The organism is Nitrobacter hamburgensis X14, from assembly GCF_000013885.1.
Taxonomy (GTDB): Bacteria; Pseudomonadota; Alphaproteobacteria; order Rhizobiales; family Xanthobacteraceae; genus Nitrobacter; species Nitrobacter hamburgensis.
Genome location: NC_007964.1, coordinates 4,142,939 through 4,157,468, shown reverse-complemented (window position 1 = coordinate 4,157,468; position 14,530 = coordinate 4,142,939). Strand labels below are relative to the sequence as shown.

The 14,530-nt window shown below is 61.2% G+C and carries 10 protein-coding genes and 4 pseudogenes; 8 read left to right on the top strand and 6 right to left on the bottom strand.

All coding sequences use genetic code 11. The features are described 5' to 3' along the window. Position 1 precedes the first annotated feature (1 nt). Entirely contained in the window at positions 2-571 is a 570-nt protein-coding gene (locus NHAM_RS19365) for a hypothetical protein (protein ID WP_011512129.1), read from the bottom strand. Between the two features lie 4 nt (positions 572-575). Beyond that, a complete protein-coding gene (locus NHAM_RS19360) occupies positions 576-896 on the bottom strand; it encodes an HNH endonuclease (RefSeq protein WP_041359274.1) in 321 nt (106 codons plus the stop codon). Between the two features lie 26 nt (positions 897-922). Between NHAM_RS19360 and NHAM_RS26935 the strand changes: the two genes are divergently transcribed. The 3 genes and pseudogenes from NHAM_RS26935 (at position 923) to NHAM_RS19345 (ending at position 3,089) form a co-directional block, all read left to right on the top strand. Then, positions 923-1,276 (top strand): transcriptional regulator, encoded by a 354-nt coding sequence (locus tag NHAM_RS26935; protein WP_011512127.1) that lies wholly within the window; start codon positions 923-925, stop codon positions 1,274-1,276. A 102-nt stretch (positions 1,277-1,378) separates the two neighbouring features. After that, positions 1,379-1,580, top strand: a pseudogene (locus NHAM_RS28430) (IS3 family transposase); the annotation flags it as partial. A 129-nt stretch (positions 1,581-1,709) separates the two neighbouring features. Further along, positions 1,710-3,089, top strand: coding sequence for a peptide MFS transporter (locus NHAM_RS19345; RefSeq protein WP_049769376.1), 1,380 nt, complete (start codon positions 1,710-1,712; stop codon positions 3,087-3,089). Positions 3,090-3,140: 51 nt separating this feature from the next. Here the strand turns inward: NHAM_RS19345 and NHAM_RS28425 are convergent. After that, positions 3,141-3,476: pseudogene (locus tag NHAM_RS28425) on the bottom strand (ThiF family adenylyltransferase); the annotation flags it as partial. A gap of 107 nt (positions 3,477-3,583) precedes the next feature. On the opposite strand from NHAM_RS28425, the pseudogene NHAM_RS25275 reads away from it, so the two are divergent. After that, positions 3,584-3,930: pseudogene (locus NHAM_RS25275) on the top strand (IS21 family transposase); the annotation flags it as partial. A gap of 132 nt (positions 3,931-4,062) precedes the next feature. On the opposite strand, the pseudogene NHAM_RS19335 reads toward NHAM_RS25275, so the two are convergent. From NHAM_RS19335 to NHAM_RS19325, 3 genes and pseudogenes are all read right to left on the bottom strand, one after another. Then, a pseudogene (locus NHAM_RS19335) lies at positions 4,063-4,437 on the bottom strand (SOS response-associated peptidase); the annotation flags it as partial. A gap of 263 nt (positions 4,438-4,700) precedes the next feature. Further along, positions 4,701-5,705: an IS110 family transposase gene (locus NHAM_RS19330; protein ID WP_041357943.1), complete on the bottom strand. Its 1,005-nt coding sequence runs from the start codon at positions 5,703-5,705 to the stop codon at positions 4,701-4,703. A gap of 114 nt (positions 5,706-5,819) precedes the next feature. Further along, complete coding sequence (locus NHAM_RS19325; RefSeq protein ID WP_011512124.1) at positions 5,820-7,889, bottom strand: ATP-dependent helicase; 2,070 nt, start codon at positions 7,887-7,889, stop codon at positions 5,820-5,822. Between the two features lie 176 nt (positions 7,890-8,065). Between NHAM_RS19325 and NHAM_RS19320 the strand changes: the two genes are divergently transcribed. The 4 genes from NHAM_RS19320 (at position 8,066) to NHAM_RS24155 (ending at position 14,415) form a co-directional block, all read left to right on the top strand. Then, entirely contained in the window at positions 8,066-8,818 is a 753-nt protein-coding gene (locus NHAM_RS19320; protein WP_041359271.1) for an ImuA family protein, read from the top strand. Continuing rightward, the gene (locus NHAM_RS19315) at positions 8,739-10,259 is read left to right on the top strand and encodes a Y-family DNA polymerase (protein ID WP_041358387.1); all 1,521 of its coding nucleotides are present in this window, start codon (positions 8,739-8,741) and stop codon (positions 10,257-10,259) included. Before NHAM_RS19320 ends, NHAM_RS19315 begins: the two co-directional genes overlap by 80 nt. After that, entirely contained in the window at positions 10,256-13,519 is a 3,264-nt protein-coding gene (locus tag NHAM_RS19310; RefSeq protein WP_011512121.1) for an error-prone DNA polymerase, read from the top strand. Before NHAM_RS19315 ends, NHAM_RS19310 begins: the two co-directional genes overlap by 4 nt. Before the next feature lie 170 nt (positions 13,520-13,689). Next, positions 13,690-14,415: a transglycosylase SLT domain-containing protein gene (locus tag NHAM_RS24155; protein ID WP_049769375.1), complete on the top strand. Its 726-nt coding sequence runs from the start codon at positions 13,690-13,692 to the stop codon at positions 14,413-14,415. The last annotated feature ends 115 nt before the right edge of the window (positions 14,416-14,530 follow it).

The following is a 14,530-nucleotide window of genomic DNA, read 5'->3' as shown; positions in this document are numbered from 1 at the left end:
TCTATTCCAGTTTGACCGAGAACTTGCCGAATTTTGGCCGCCAATCGCCGAGCCCCTCGCGCATGCCGGCGATCTCGAAGGTTTCGACGACCTCGTTTGGGTTGAGGAGGCTCGGCAGAAACTCGACGTCGGCAACCACATGCCATTCGGGAAACCGAGGTCGCGTGCGCATCACCTTGGCGTCGTTGACGTTGACCGCGAACCGCAGCCGGTAGGCCTTGTCGTCCCATAATGACGCCAGATCGCGCGGTCCATCGTACTGGAGCGGCGGCGATCCCACGCAGGCAAAACCCGCCTTAGCCTGTTTGCCCTTGCGCCGCGTCCTTGCCGCGGCAACGAAGGCTGACTCGATCGCTTCACTCGGAATACACGGCCTGCCATCCAATAGCCAAAGCCCGCCATGCCATTCGACTTTTGCAATCTGCTCGTGATCGGCAATTGTCTTGTCACGCTTTTTCGTCAGCCGATCGAGATCGATCTTGACCGGATCGAGCGGATCGGCGAGGCGCGAACTGTGCATCAACAGTGGCCGCTCGCCGGTGAGGCGCACGCGAAGACGTTCGACAGACATCACGTCATCTCCTGAATGTGGGATCAAACAGCGGTGCCGGATGCTCAAGCGCGAGGCGCACATCGAAGACCTTCGGAAGCGCACCCGCGTAGCGGAGTCGACGCTGATGATCGGTCACCAGACGATGGCAACCCCGACACAGCGTCGTCAGATCGCCCACCTGCTCGTTGCCGAGATTCTTATAGGTGCGATGGTGGACCTCGAGCCGGCCCGCCGTGCCATCATTATTGCAAAGTCGGCAGCGGAAGCCCGAGGCCTCTAGCTCCGCCAGCCGCGCTGGATTCTCGCGCCAGCGCCGACTCATGATGTAATCGTGGTAGTTCATATCGAGCAGCTCCATTCGCTGGAATAATGTCAGCGATATGGGGCACAAAAACAATAGATCAATGGAATAATTCCAGCGATACTAATCGTATGGTTAAAAAATCACAAACATCTTCGGAAGTCTGGCCATCGCCGAGACTCATAAAAGCAGGCCGTGTCTTAGCAGGAGTAGATCAAGCTACCTTGGCGAGTCTGGCCGGTATTACGCGCCAAGCCGTAAGTGTTGTCGAAACAGATAGCGGAGAGAAAATGGATCCGCGCCGGCGCAAGGTGCTCGAGGCCATGCAGCGCACTCTTGAGGATGAATATGGCGTCGAATTTTTTGCAGCGAGTGAAGATTCAGGCGAAGGCGTCAGATTCAGGAAGTCATCAAAAGACTGAGCCAGTTTGCTATCGACCGGTTAGCACCGACTAGCCAGGTATTGACGATGTTCCGTTACGCTGATGGTGGATGGCTTGCACTTCGGCGCCACGGACAACCACTACTTGCTTGACGATCTCGAACGGCAGGTCGGCGCCTTCGTCGAGCACTACAATCCATGTCCACTATCACGAGAGCGTCGACAACCTGACCCCGGCTGACATTTACTTCGGCACAGCCGCGACAATCCTGGCCGAGCGTCAACGCATCAAACGCGACACTATGGCAAACCGTCGCTTGCAGCATCGATCGCAGGCCGCTTAAACTCTAACCACTGATGGGCCAGAACCTCTCTTCGCAAAATGCCCGATCATTCTCAAATCATCTGACGACGGACATGCCACAGCAATTAGCCTAATGCACGTGATAGACGGCGAGTGCAGCACAATAGCCATGTCGGACAAGCAACACAGAAACTGGTGCGGCCGCCAGCGACAACTTTTTGGTCATCCGCGCGGGTTGACGTTCCTCTTCGCGACAGAAATGTGGGAACGCTTCTCTTATTACGGAATGCGCGCGCTGCTCGTCATCTACATGGTACGATATCTGCTGCTGCCCGAGCGGGCGGACTTGGTGATCGGGCTCGCGCCACTCCGCAGCCTGTTCGAATCAATCTTTGGTCCGCTTGGCGTGCAGCCCTTCGCCTCGCACCTCTATGGCTTCTACACTGGTTTCGTCTATCTCACACCGATCTTCGGAGGACTTATCGCCGACCGTCTTCTGGGTCAGCGGCGTACCGTGATGCTGGGCGCCTCGCTGATGGCGCTCGGCCACTTCATGATGGCATTCGAGCCGCTGTTTCTCTTCGCGATCTTGACTATCATTCTGGGGAGCGGCTGCTTCAAGCCCAATATATCGTCGCAGGTGGGTAGTCTTTACGTCCAAGGCGATTCCCGCCGTGACCGCGCCTACTCAATCTTTTACGTCGGGATCAACCTCGGAGCGATGCTGGCGCCGCTGGTGGCGGGCACACTAGGCGAGGAGATTGGCTGGCCTTATGGCTTCGGAGCCGCAGGCATCGGCATGATGATCGGGCTTGCCGTCTATATCTACGCTTCCCCGCTACTGCCTCCGGATGCATTGCGTTGCGCTCCCCGCGACAAAATCCGGCTCGACGCAAGCGAACGGAGCGTGGTTGTTGCGCTTCTCTTTCTACTTCTGCCGACGAGCCTGTTCTGGGCGACCTATGAACAGCAGGGCAACACCATCGCACTGTGGGCCAGCGATTTCACCGACCGCTCGATCAACCTCATTTTCTGGCGCGGAGAAATCCCGGTTACCTGGTTTCAGGCATTCAATCCCTTCATGATTTTGGCATTCACGCCGCTCGTATTGGGGCTTTGGAGTTGGCAGGCGCGACGGAGCCAGGAGCCTTCGACCCTAAGCAAAATGGCCTTCGGCTGCTTTGCCTGCGCCGTCTCCTATCTGATCATGGCGGTGGCGGCCTGGCAGTCGGGTGGAGACAAGGCGAACTGGCTGTGGCTCCTTGCCTATTTCGTGATCATCACCATGGGCGAGCTTTACCTCTCGCCGATTGGGCTCTCGCTAGTCTCTAAACTATCCCCTGCCCGCATGGTCTCGGCGATGATGGGCTTGTGGCTCACCACAAACTTCGTTGGCAACCTCCTCGCCGGTTGGCTCGGGAGCTTTTGGAGCACCATGGACAAGATGAGCTTCTTTCTGATGATCGCTGCGCTCGCCAGCATCACGGGGATTGTGTTCCTGATCTTTAGGAAGCCGCTGCGGACGATGCTAAACGTCGAAGCATTTTAGGGCTCGATTTCGGAGTTCCACTGATCTTGGGCAGCTCAGCCTTAGCCTCAAACGGCCGCCGATCCTCAGCAGGCGTCCGACCAGCCCTTCGCCGAATCCGACGATCGCGCGAATGACTCCAGCGCCGTCATCAAGCCGAGTACGCCGGCCAGCGCGCCGAGAATGCCCGCTTGCTGGCAGCTCGGCTGCCGTGCCCGCCGGCGGCGGTTCGGCAAACAAACAACGGTAGGTCGGATTGAACTCGCCATCAGCATTTTTTCGTGGGCGCGGATCGTCGTCAGAAAATCCGTCGAACACTCCAAGCGCGGCAGTCACCAGCGGCTTCGTCGCCAGAAAGCACACATCCACCAGACAGCGCGTGGTGAAATTATCCGAGCCGTCGGCGATGTGCGCGGCGTTGACAAATTAGGTCATGTAGCGTCGGTTTGATGCGGGCGCGAGCGGAGTAAAAACCGTCCAGTGGCCAGGCTGGTTCCTTTTGGGGGTCGGCCGGGATGTTTGCTGTGGAAGTCTACGCCGCCGTCCGGCACTTCGTCTTCATCGAAGGCCACAGCCGTCGTGAGGCGGCACGGGTATTCGGGCTGAGCCGCGAGACGGTCTTGAAGATGTGCCGGTTCTCGCTGCCGCCTGGCTACACGCGCATGAAGCCGGTCGCGAAGCCGAACTGGGTGCGCTGTTGCCGGTGATTGATGCGATCCTGGAGGCGGACCGGGCTGGTCCGGTGAAGCAGCGGCACACGGCGAAGCGGATCTTCGAACGGCTGCGCGACGAGCATGGGTTCGGCGGCGGCTACACGGTGGTGAAGGACTATGTCCGGATCGCGCGGGCCCGAGGCCGCGAGCCCGGATTGAGCGCCGTCCGGCGCCGCTCGATCTCAGTGCCTATCCGCATCTGCCGAAGACCCACGTGAAGACGACATCGGCGGCCGATTACGCCGTCCTCGTTCCCGGGAGAGCGGCATGAATGGGAAGGCGAACGGCACCAGGCAGCGGTTGTCTGCGCCGAGCCACCGCTTCCAATGGGCGCTTGAGATGTTTCTGATGTTCGTGGTCCCGCTGTCCGGCTCCATACGTAGCAGTTCCTTGAAGTCGACAGTCTTGCCCTTGGCCTGCAGTTTCTCTGCGCGCTTTTTGGTGGCATCCATCAGCGCCTTTTGCGACGATGGCATGCCCCAGCGCGCCATCGCAATCTCGCGTCCAGAGGCGCCGTTGCGAACGATCGGCGCGGAATAGTCAGGGTAGATGCCGGGCATCGCCGGCAGATTGCCGGACGTGTCGTTCGAAGCGTCGACCTGAAACAGTCGCCGGATGGCTTCGATATTCGTGGTCATTGAGTAGAGATTGCAGATGTGGACGGCCCCCCACTTGTCAGTATTGTAGCAGACTTCTGGCCAGATCGCTTGCTATCAGATGTCCGGCCTGTTTGCGCGGACAAAGTCCGCTGGCCGAGATGGTGTTCGCTACGCACGCTCCAAGCACATGGGCGACACTCGTGGTGCCAGTGTAATCTTCGGAAGCTCGCGCGTATCGACCGATCGGTCCTTCCATCTACTGCGTCCTGCAAGTTCGTGGGCAATCCGCCGAGCAACCTTGCTCGCGGGCCGATTTCAGATCAAGTCGGTATGGCGACTACCGGCCGGTTGTACACGCCGCCCGATATCATCAAGCGCCAAGCGATGCGGGCAAACTTGTTGGCCAAGGCCACCGCGACCAACTTCGGCGGCTTTCGCTCCAGCAGCGAAGCGAGCCACGGTGTGGGCTTATGGCGACCCTTTCGGACATGCCTCAGCAGCGCGGTCGCACCGACGATCAACGTCGATCGCAGTGCAGAATCTCCGGCCTTTGTGATGCCGCCGAGTCTTTGCCGACCGCCCGTTGAATGATCCTTGGGCGTCAGTCCGAGCCATGCCGCAAAGTCGCGACCCGATCTGAACGTCTCAGGCGGCGGAGCCTTCATGCTGAGCATCGACGACCCAATCGGACCGATGCCGGGAATTGTCGCAATACGCCTGCTGATGTCATCCTCGCGATGCCACTTCATTAGCTTGGCTTCGATCTTCGCTAGGCGAGCTTGGACCGCGGCATACTCGTCCGCCTGAAGGCGGAAGAGATCCCGCGCCATTTCCGGAAGGCTATCGTCTTCGAGCACACGTTTGATGAGTGCCGCGACGTTCTGCCGGCCGGCGGGGCCGACGATACCAAACTCAGCGGCATAGCTCCTGAAAGCATTGGAGAGCTGCGACTTCACGCTGACCAGGCGTTCCCGCACGGTCATCAACATGCAGGCCGCTTGCCGTTCCTTCGATTTTACCGGTACGAACCGCATGCTAGGTCGGGTGACCGCCTCGCACAGCGCCTCGGCGTCGGCCGCGTCGTTCTTGCCACGCTTCACGTAGGCTTTCACATATTGAGGCGGGATTAGCTTTACCTCGTGTCCAAACGACTGCAGCAGGCGGCCCCAATGGTGCGAGCTGCCGCAAGACTCTATGGCGACGAGAACTGGCGGAAGCCGCTCGAAGTAGCGGATCATCTCGGCTCGCCGAAACTGGCGCCGGACGACCACTACCTCATTCTCATCAACACCGTGAAGCTGGAACACCGACTTCGAAGTATCCATGCCGATACGAATGGGAATATTCACTAGACTTTCCTCTCATCTATCTCTGACGCCGAGAGCGCCATAAAACCGTGGGGATGAGAGGCCGTCCACACCAGCACACCCGAAAAACTCCTACCGCCACATCCCGCGCATGCGGGCGCCGACGTCGATGCGCGCACCCTGGCCTGTGGCCCGCGCTGCGGCTGCGGTTCCGGCAATCGCAAGCGGCCACGTGGTCTTCTCGAACAATCCGAGCAGGCGGTCCGGTATAAACCGCGTCCTCGAGGCATAAACATGCCGGTCGCCCTGCGCATGCTGCCCGTGCGTGAAGAAGCGTTGCGGCACGACAAGATGCAGGTCGTCCTTCGCGCGCGTCATGGAGACATAAAGAAGCCGGCGCTCTTCCTCGATCTCTGCCGAAGTTCCGGCACCGAGGTCCGACGGTATGCAACCGTCGACGACATTAAGCACGAATACCGATTTCCATTCCTGTCCCTTTGCTGAGTGAATCGTTGACAGGATCAGGTAGTCCTCATCAAGGAGCGGCACGCCGGCCTGGTCGCTGGTGGCATCCGGAGGATCAAGCGTTAGTTCGGTGAGAAATTTTTCACGGGACGAGTAGCCGCTGGCAATTTGCTCGAGCTGGATCAAATCGGCACGCCGGGTCTCCGCATCTTCGTGGATGCGGTCAAGATGCGGTTCGTACCAGAGCCGCGCACGCTCAAGGTCGGAGGGCCATTCCGAATAGCGCAGTTCGCCAACGGCCTGTATAAAAGCCTTCCAGTCGTCGCCGGCGCGGGGCGGAGCGAGGATACTAGAGAGCGCGGCGATCGGATCCGCCGCTTCCGCCATGTGGTCGAGCACGCGTTGCGCCGATGCCGGTCCGACACCGGGTAGCAGATGCAGCAGGCGGAATCCGGCGACGCGATCCCGCGGATTCTCGATGAACCGCAGCAACGCCAGCATGTCCTTGATGTGAGCAGCGTCGAGGAACTTCAGTCCCCCAAACTTGACGAAAGGGATGTTTCGCCGGGTCAGCTCGACTTCGAGCGGACCGCTGTGGCTCGAGGTCCGAAACAGCACCGCTTGCTCCTTAAGCAGAGTGCCGGACTCGCGGTTTTCCAAAATGCGCTCGACGATGAAGCGCGCCTGGTCGGCTTCGTCACGTACCGTGACAAGTTGAGGTCTCGAGCCCGATGCCCGTTCGGTCCAGAGGTTTTTGGTAAAGCGCTCCTTCGCCAGATCGATCACGCCGTTTGCAGCGGCGAGGATGGTCTGCGTCGAACGGTAATTGCGATCGAGTGTGATGACGCTGGCAGGCGGCGAGAATTGCGTCGGGAAATCCAGGATGTTGCGCACCGTGGCCGCGCGGAACGAATAGATCGATTGTGCGTCGTCACCGACCACCGTGAGGCCATGGCCGCCAGGCTTTAGCGCCAGCAGGATCGACGACTGCAGTCGGTTGGTGTCCTGGTACTCATCAACGAGAACATGGTCGAAGCGGCCACCAATATCATCAGCCAGCGCCGGATCGCTCATGGTTTGCGCCCAGTATAGCAGCAGGTCGTCGTAATCGAGCACGTTCTGCTTTTGCTTGGCCTCGACGTAGGCCGCGAACAATTCCTTCAGTTCAGTCGCCCATCCGGAGCACCACGGATAGGATGCACCAAGCACCTGCTCGATCGCAGTCTCGGCATTGACGCAACGCGAATAGATCGAGAGACACGTGCCCTTGGTCGGAAACCGGCTCTCCGTTTTCGAGAATCCTTTCTCATGCCTGATGAGATTCATCAGGTCGGCGGAATCCTCGCGGTCGTGAATCGTGAACTGGGGATCGAGTCCGATCTGGTCTGAATAATCACGCAGCAGCCGGGCCCCGATACCGTGGAAGGTGCCAGACCAGGTCAACGCGTCGGTCAAAACGCCGGCATTGTCGCCCATCACTTTGCGGGCGATCCGTTCGACTCGCCTGGTCATTTCGGAGGCGGCGCGGCGCGAGAACGTCATCAGCAAGATGCGCCGCGGGTCGGCGCCATTGACGATCAGGTGCGCGACCCGATGCGCCAGCGTGTTGGTCTTGCCGGATCCAGCACCGGCTATCACCAGCAAGGGCGCGAAGGGACCCGGTCCCGCGGTGCCATGCTCCACGGCCCTGCGCTGTTCCGGATTGAGACTGTCGAGATAGGGGGCCGCCGGCTGCACGAGTTCGATCGTCCTTTAATGAAAAAACAGACTCCGCGATTCTTTTCGTCGTCACAACGACTTCCGCTTTTTTTTGCGCGAACTCGTCGCTTCGGAACCGGAACGGCCGGTTGACTCTTATCGAGCAATACGAACAAATCAAGAACAATACCGTCTCGAGAACGTTTGAAGAGGGCATGAGTGCTTTGGTCCAACCCGCCGTTCTGCGGCTTCGCGAGCAGATTCAACGTCTTGAGGGTGTGCCGTTGCGCGCCAGGACAGTGCTTCCGTTCGGCGTGGAGGCAATCGACAGCCGGCTACCGGGTGGCGGCCTTGCGCTCGGGGCGCTGCACGAAGTGGCGGGAGGTGGCAATGCCGCCATCAACGGCGCCGCGGCCGCCTTGTTCGCCGCCCGAATCGCCGCGCGCACCAAGGGCAAGATCCTGTGGTGCATCACCCGGCAGGATCTGTTCGCGCCGGCCCTGGCTCAGGTGGGTCTTCATGCGGACCGTGTCATCTACGTCGACGCCTGTGACGAGAAAACCGTGCTCGCGTGTTTTGAGGAAGGCGTCCGTCATGGCGGGCTGGGTGCCGTGGTCGCGGAGGTCGCGCGGCTTTCGATGACGTCGTCGCGGCGGTTGTCGCTCGCAGCCGAAGCATCGGGTTCGATCGCGATCGCGGTGAGACGGTGGCGACGGCAGACCGAAGCGGCGGATTTCGGACAGCCGACGGCGTCGGCGACGAGATGGCGGGTGTCGACGCTGCCATCGAGTCCATTGCCGGTGCCGGGCGTTGGCCGCGCCCGATGGCTGCTTGAGTTGATCCGATGCCGCGCCGGCGAAAGCGCGGACTTTGTAATGGATGCGTGTGATGTCCAGGGTCGTCTCGCTTTACCTGCCGACGTGGCCGACCGATCGGCTACGACGCAACATGGGCGCCGCAGCGCCTGATCCAGCGATGCCGCTTGTGCTGGTAGGCCAGGCCGGACGACGGCGCGAGGTTGTTGCGGCGAATGCCGTCGCGATACGGATCGGCCTGCGCGTCGGAATGCCCGCGACAAAGGCGCAGGCCCTGGTGAAGGAGCTGGTCATCCATCACGCGGATCCCGCTGCAGATGGCGAGGCGCTCGAACGTCTCGCTGTCTGGGCGCTGCGCTACTCACCGGTCGTCGCCATCGACGGTCCGGACGGCCTCGTCATCGATGCGACAGGTGCCAGCCACCTCCACGGTGGCGAGGACGCCATACTGGCCGACATGATTTCGCGCCTGGAAGGTGTCGGCATAACAGCGCGCGCGGCGATGGCGGACACACGAGGTGCTGCACACGCACTGGCTCGGTTTGCGGCCCAGTCGAGTTTGGTTATTCCCGAATGTGAAAGCGCCGAGAGGATCAAGCCGCTGCCGATCGCGGCGCTCCGGCTGACTGCCGACATCGTCGACGATCTTGGCCGGCTTGGTTTCGAACGGGTATCCGATCTGCTGGCGACGCCGCGTGCACCACTCACGTTAAGGTTCGGTCCCGAGCTCGGCCGCAGGATGGACCAAGCCACGGGCCGGACCGGCGATCCCATCGAACCCGTGCGGCCTCCAGACATCATCGAGACGCAGCAGCTTTTCGCCGAACCGATCGGCGCACCAGAGACCATCGCGCGCTATGTCGCCAAACTGACCATAAAACTCTGCCAGGAAATGGAGTTGCGGGGTCTCGGAGCCCGGCGCCTCGACCTTCTATTTGGGCTGGTCGACAACCGGGTGCAGGCGATCAGGATCGGGACTGCCCAGCCGGTGCGTGATGCGAAGCGGCTGACGCGATTGCTCTGTGACAAGATCGAGAAGGTCGACCCCGGCTTCGGCATCGAGATCATGCGGCTCGCGGCAACCGCAGCCGATCCGTTCAATACCAAGCAGACGATCTCGTCGCTGGTCGACGAGCCGGAAGCGGATATATCCGGGCTGATCGACATCCTCTCAAACCGGGTCGGTGAGACCCGGCTTTATCGGTTCGAACCTGTGGCGAGTGATGTTCCGGAACGATCATTCCGGCGAGTCGCCGCAGCCGCCCCGGCTTCCAAAGAGGGTTGGCCCGCGCATTGGCCCCGTCCTGCCCGGTTATTAGCCCCGCCCGAGCTCATCGAGACTGTCGCGCTGCTTCCTGACCATCCGCCGGTCAATTTCACCTGGCGGGGCTCGCGGCGGCGCGTCAGGAAAGCCGACGGTCCCGAGCGAGTATTCGGCGAGTGGTGGAAGCGCGACACCGAGCTGATCGCGGTCCGGGACTACTTCCAGGTCGAGGACGATGCCGGTGAACGTTTCTGGATTTTTCGCGCTGGCGACGGCGAGGACGCGGCGACCGGGTCCCACAAGTGGTTTCTGCACGGGATTTTCGGATGACGTCCCGTTATGCCGAGCTCCAGGTCACGTCGCACTTCTCGTTCCTGCGGGGAGCGTCGTCCTGCGAGGAATTGTTCGCGCATGCCGCGTCGCTCGGCATCGAAGCGCTGGCGATCGTGGACCACAACAGCCTCGCCGGCATCGTGCGCGCCCATGAGGCCGCCAAGGTGACCGGCGTGCGCCTGATCGTCGGCTGCCGCCTCGATCTCGCCGACGGCATGTCCGTCCTGGTCTACCCGACTGACCGGCCGGCGTACTCACGGCTTTGCCGGTTGCTTTCAATCGGCAAGACGCGCGGCGGTAAAGCGAAATGCATCTTGAACTGGGAAGATGTCGTCGACTGGTCCGAAGGTTTGATCGCCGCGCTTGTTCCGGACGTGGCTGACGATGCCTGCGCGCAGCGGATCCGCCGCCTGCGCGACACGTTCGGCGATCGCGCCCACATGGCACTGACGCTGCGCCGCCGCCCGAACGATCAGATGCGGATCCACGAACTGAACAATATGGCACAGCGTTTTCGGGTAGCGACGGTCGTCACCAACGACGTGCTTTTCCATGAGCCGGCGCGACGGATCCTGCAGGACGTCGTCACTTGCATCCGGCACAACGTCACGATCGACGAAGCCGGCTTTCGCCGTGAGCGCCACGCAGATCGTTATCTCAAGCCTCCGGACGAGATGACGCGACTGTTTGCGCGTTACCCGGAAGCCCTCGCCCGCACGGTCGCGATCGCCGGCCGGTGCACCTTCAGCATGGACGAACTCGCCTATCAGTATCCGGAAGAACGGACCATGCCGGGCCTGACACCGCAGCAGGCGCTGGAGAAGCTGACATGGGAGGGCGCGGCGGAGCGTTACCCGGAGGGCCTGCCCGACGAGGTCAGGCCCACGCTCGAGCACGAACTGAGATTGATCGAGCGGCTGCAATATGCCCCTTACTTCCTGACGGTGAATTCCATCGTCCGTTTCGCCCGCAGCAGGGACATTTTGTGTCAGGGCAGGGGGTCTGCCGCGAACTCTGCCGTCTGCTACGTGCTCGGCATCACTTCGATCGATCCGGAACGCAACGACCTCCTGTTCGAGCGCTTCGTTTCCGAGGAGCGCCGCGAGCCGCCCGACATCGACGTCGACTTCGAGCACGAACGCCGCGAGATCGTGATGCAGTGGGTGTTCGAGACCTACGGCCGCAACCATGCGGCGCTCTGCTCGACCGTCATCCGGTATCGCGCAAAAGGTGCGCTGCGCGACGTCGGCAAGGCGCTCGGACTGACCGAGGACCTGATCAAGCTGCTATCGTCGCAGATCTGGGGTTGGTCGGAGGAGGGGGTAGAGCCGAAGCACGCTGAAGAACTCAATCTGAATCTCGACGACCGACGGCTCAAGCTGGCAATCGTTCTCGCCCGTGAACTGATCGGGACGCCACGGCATCTCTCGCAGCATCCGGGCGGCTTCGTTTTGACCCATGACCGCCTGGACGAACTGGTGCCTATCGAACCGGCCGCGATGCCCAACCGCCAAGTGATCGAATGGGACAAGGATGACATCGATGCGCTGAAGTTCATGAAGGTCGACTGCCTGGCACTTGGCATGCTCACCTGCATGAAGCGCGCCTTCAACTTCCTGGCCGAAGCCAAGGGTACCGAACTCGATCTTGCGACCATCCCTTCCGAGGATCCTCGGACTTACGCCATGATCCGGAAGGCCGACACGCTTGGCACCTTCCAGATCGAGAGCCGCGCCCAGATGGCGATGCTGCCACGGATGAAGCCCCGGACGTTCTACGATCTTGTCATCGAGGTCGCGATCGTGCGACCCGGGCCGATCCAGGGCGACATGGTCCATCCCTATCTGCGCCGACGCGAGGGCAAGGAACCGGTCGTGTTTCCGAAGCCCGAGCTCGAGAAAGTGCTCGGCAAGACGCTGGGTGTGCCTCTCTTCCAGGAGCAGGCGATGCGGGTCGCCATCGAATGCGCCGGCTTCACGCCGGGCGAAGCCGACCAGCTTCGCCGCGCCATGGCGACCTTTAAGTTCACCGGTGGCGTGTCCAAATTCAAGGACAAGCTCATCAACGGGATGGTGGATCGCGGCTACGACAGGGAATTTGCCGAAAAGACTTTCAGCCAGCTCGAAGGTTTCGGGAGCTACGGATTTCCCGAGAGCCATGCTGCGTCTTTCGCGCTCATCGCCTACGCATCATCATGGATGAAGTGTTGGCATCCGGACGTGTTCTGCGCCGCGCTCTTGAACGCCCAGCCGATGGGATTCTACGCGCCGGCGCAAATTGTTCGTGATGCGCGCGACCATGGCGTCGAAGTCCGGCCGGTCTGCATCAACGCCTCGCGATGGGATTGCACGCTGGAGCCGATCAACGACGACGGATTCGCGGTCCGTCTGGGTTTCCGGCTGATCCGTGGGCTATCCAACAAGAACGGCGCGGAAATTGTCGCCGCCCGGGCCGACCAGCCATTCGAATCCGTCGACGATCTCTGGCGCCGTGCGGATATCCCGGTTGCATCGCTGGTGCAGTTGGCGAAAGCCGATGCGATGAATGAATCGCTAGGGCTGGCACGGCGGGAGGCGCTGTGGGCGCTCAAAGCGCTGCGGGATGAACCGCTGGAATTGTTCGCCGCCGCCACGCAGCGGGAGGCCCGGACCATCGAGGAAGTTCGCGAGCCGGCCGTGTCGTTGCGGCTGATGACGTCCGGAGGCGAGGTCGTCGAGGATTACCGGCACGTGGGCCTCACGCTGCGGCAACACCCGGCGAGCTTCCTGCGGGCGGACCTCTCAAGCCGTCGCATCGTTACCTGCGCCGACGCGATGAATGCCTGCGACGGCAAGTGGCTGACGACCGCCGGCCTAGTGCTGGTGCGTCAGAAGCCAGGGTCAGCCAAGGGCGTCATGTTCATCACGATTGAGGACGAGACCGGCGTGGCCAACCTGGTGATCTGGCCGTCGCTCTATGAACGCCAGCGCCGCATCATCCTCGCCGCAAGGATGATTGCCGTTCAGGGACGCATTCAGCGCGAGGGCGAGGTCGTGCACCTCGTCGCCAATCATCTGACCGACCTGTCGGCGGACCTCGCCGGCGTTGGAGACCGCGATGACGCATTCCCGCTATCCCTCGAGCGCGGCGACGAATTCCATCACGGCAGTTCCGGTATTGACCCGCGCAGCGTGCCGAAGGGGCCGAGCTCCCGGGACATCTACGTGCCGGACCTGCGCACCGACAGCATCAAGGTGAAGTCGCGGGATTTCCGGTAGCGGTGAGACGCCCTCGGCCTTGAATGGTCGAGAGTCTATGCGGCCCGTTGACATGAAGGGCGGCATGCGAATTGCGCAAAGTATCTCTCAAGACGGCTATTGCGCATTCAAAGGTACGTTGTCGCGGCGCGGGATTGGCTGTCGCGGAGTCCATCACACTCGTTCTTGGAGTGGCGATCGGCCTGGCTTTCGTCGCAAGTTTCGTCCTGTTTCGCGACGCTCATTCGAACGGGAAATCAATCGGCAAAACGGTCGCTAAGGCATTGGTCGAGCGCATTATCATCGCCGAGTCCAATGGTGACCCGAATTCAAGGAACAAGCGGTCGAGCGCGACCGGCGCCGCTCAGTTTCTCGACGACGCGTGGCTCGAAGCCGTTCGAAAGCACCGACGCGATCTGATCCAAGGGCGCAGCGACAAGGAAGTGTTGGACTTGCGGCGAGATCCCGAGCTTGCGCGAGAGATCGCCGTGAGGCTGCTCAAGGAATATGCCGCGATGCTAAACAAGCGCGATCTGCCGATTACGCCCGGTTCTCTCTACCTTGCCCATTTCGCGGGACCCGCGGGCGCCGTGGCGTTATTGTCCAGCGCAGAAAATGCCGAAGCTGCTTCCCTTATGGCAGCCGCTGACGCGACGGCTCGGACCACACGCGAAAAGCTGGTCAAAGCCAATCCGTTCCTCCACGTGCTAACGGTCGATGGCATCAGGAGTGGGCCGATCGCAAGATGGCAGCAAAATTCGCCGGGGCACTTGGAAAAGGAGCGCTTCGCCAGATTGCTGATCGAGCAATATTGGTCAAAGGCCGCAATTATGTCCTTCTTTGCCGACTCCGGTCTTGAAGTGCCCGAATTCGTTGCGGACCTGCCGGCGTGGCCGGGCCCCAGCTGTTTGTTTTGACGCGTTTTCTTGACGGGAACCGGTGCCCGTCCTCGGGTCAAGCCCAAGTGCTTTGCTCGAAAACGAGACCTGAAGAAGGCGTGCGCGAAAGTACGCGGGTCTGTTCCAATCCTCG

Coding starts and splice junctions, on each gene's coding strand:
- NHAM_RS19360 (WP_041359274.1), bottom strand. CDS start 896: ATGAACTACCACGATTACATCATGAGTCGGCGCTGGCGCGAGAATCCA.
- NHAM_RS19310 (WP_011512121.1), top strand. CDS start 10,256: ATGACGTCCCGTTATGCCGAGCTCCAGGTCACGTCGCACTTCTCGTTC.
- NHAM_RS19330 (WP_041357943.1), bottom strand. CDS start 5,705: ATGGATACTTCGAAGTCGGTGTTCCAGCTTCACGGTGTTGATGAGAAT.
- NHAM_RS19315 (WP_041358387.1), top strand. CDS start 8,739: ATGTCCAGGGTCGTCTCGCTTTACCTGCCGACGTGGCCGACCGATCGG.
- NHAM_RS26935 (WP_011512127.1), top strand. CDS start 923: ATGTCAGCGATATGGGGCACAAAAACAATAGATCAATGGAATAATTCC.
- NHAM_RS19365 (WP_011512129.1), bottom strand. CDS start 571: ATGTCTGTCGAACGTCTTCGCGTGCGCCTCACCGGCGAGCGGCCACTG.
- NHAM_RS19345 (WP_049769376.1), top strand. CDS start 1,710: ATGTCGGACAAGCAACACAGAAACTGGTGCGGCCGCCAGCGACAACTT.
- NHAM_RS19320 (WP_041359271.1), top strand. CDS start 8,066: ATGAGTGCTTTGGTCCAACCCGCCGTTCTGCGGCTTCGCGAGCAGATT.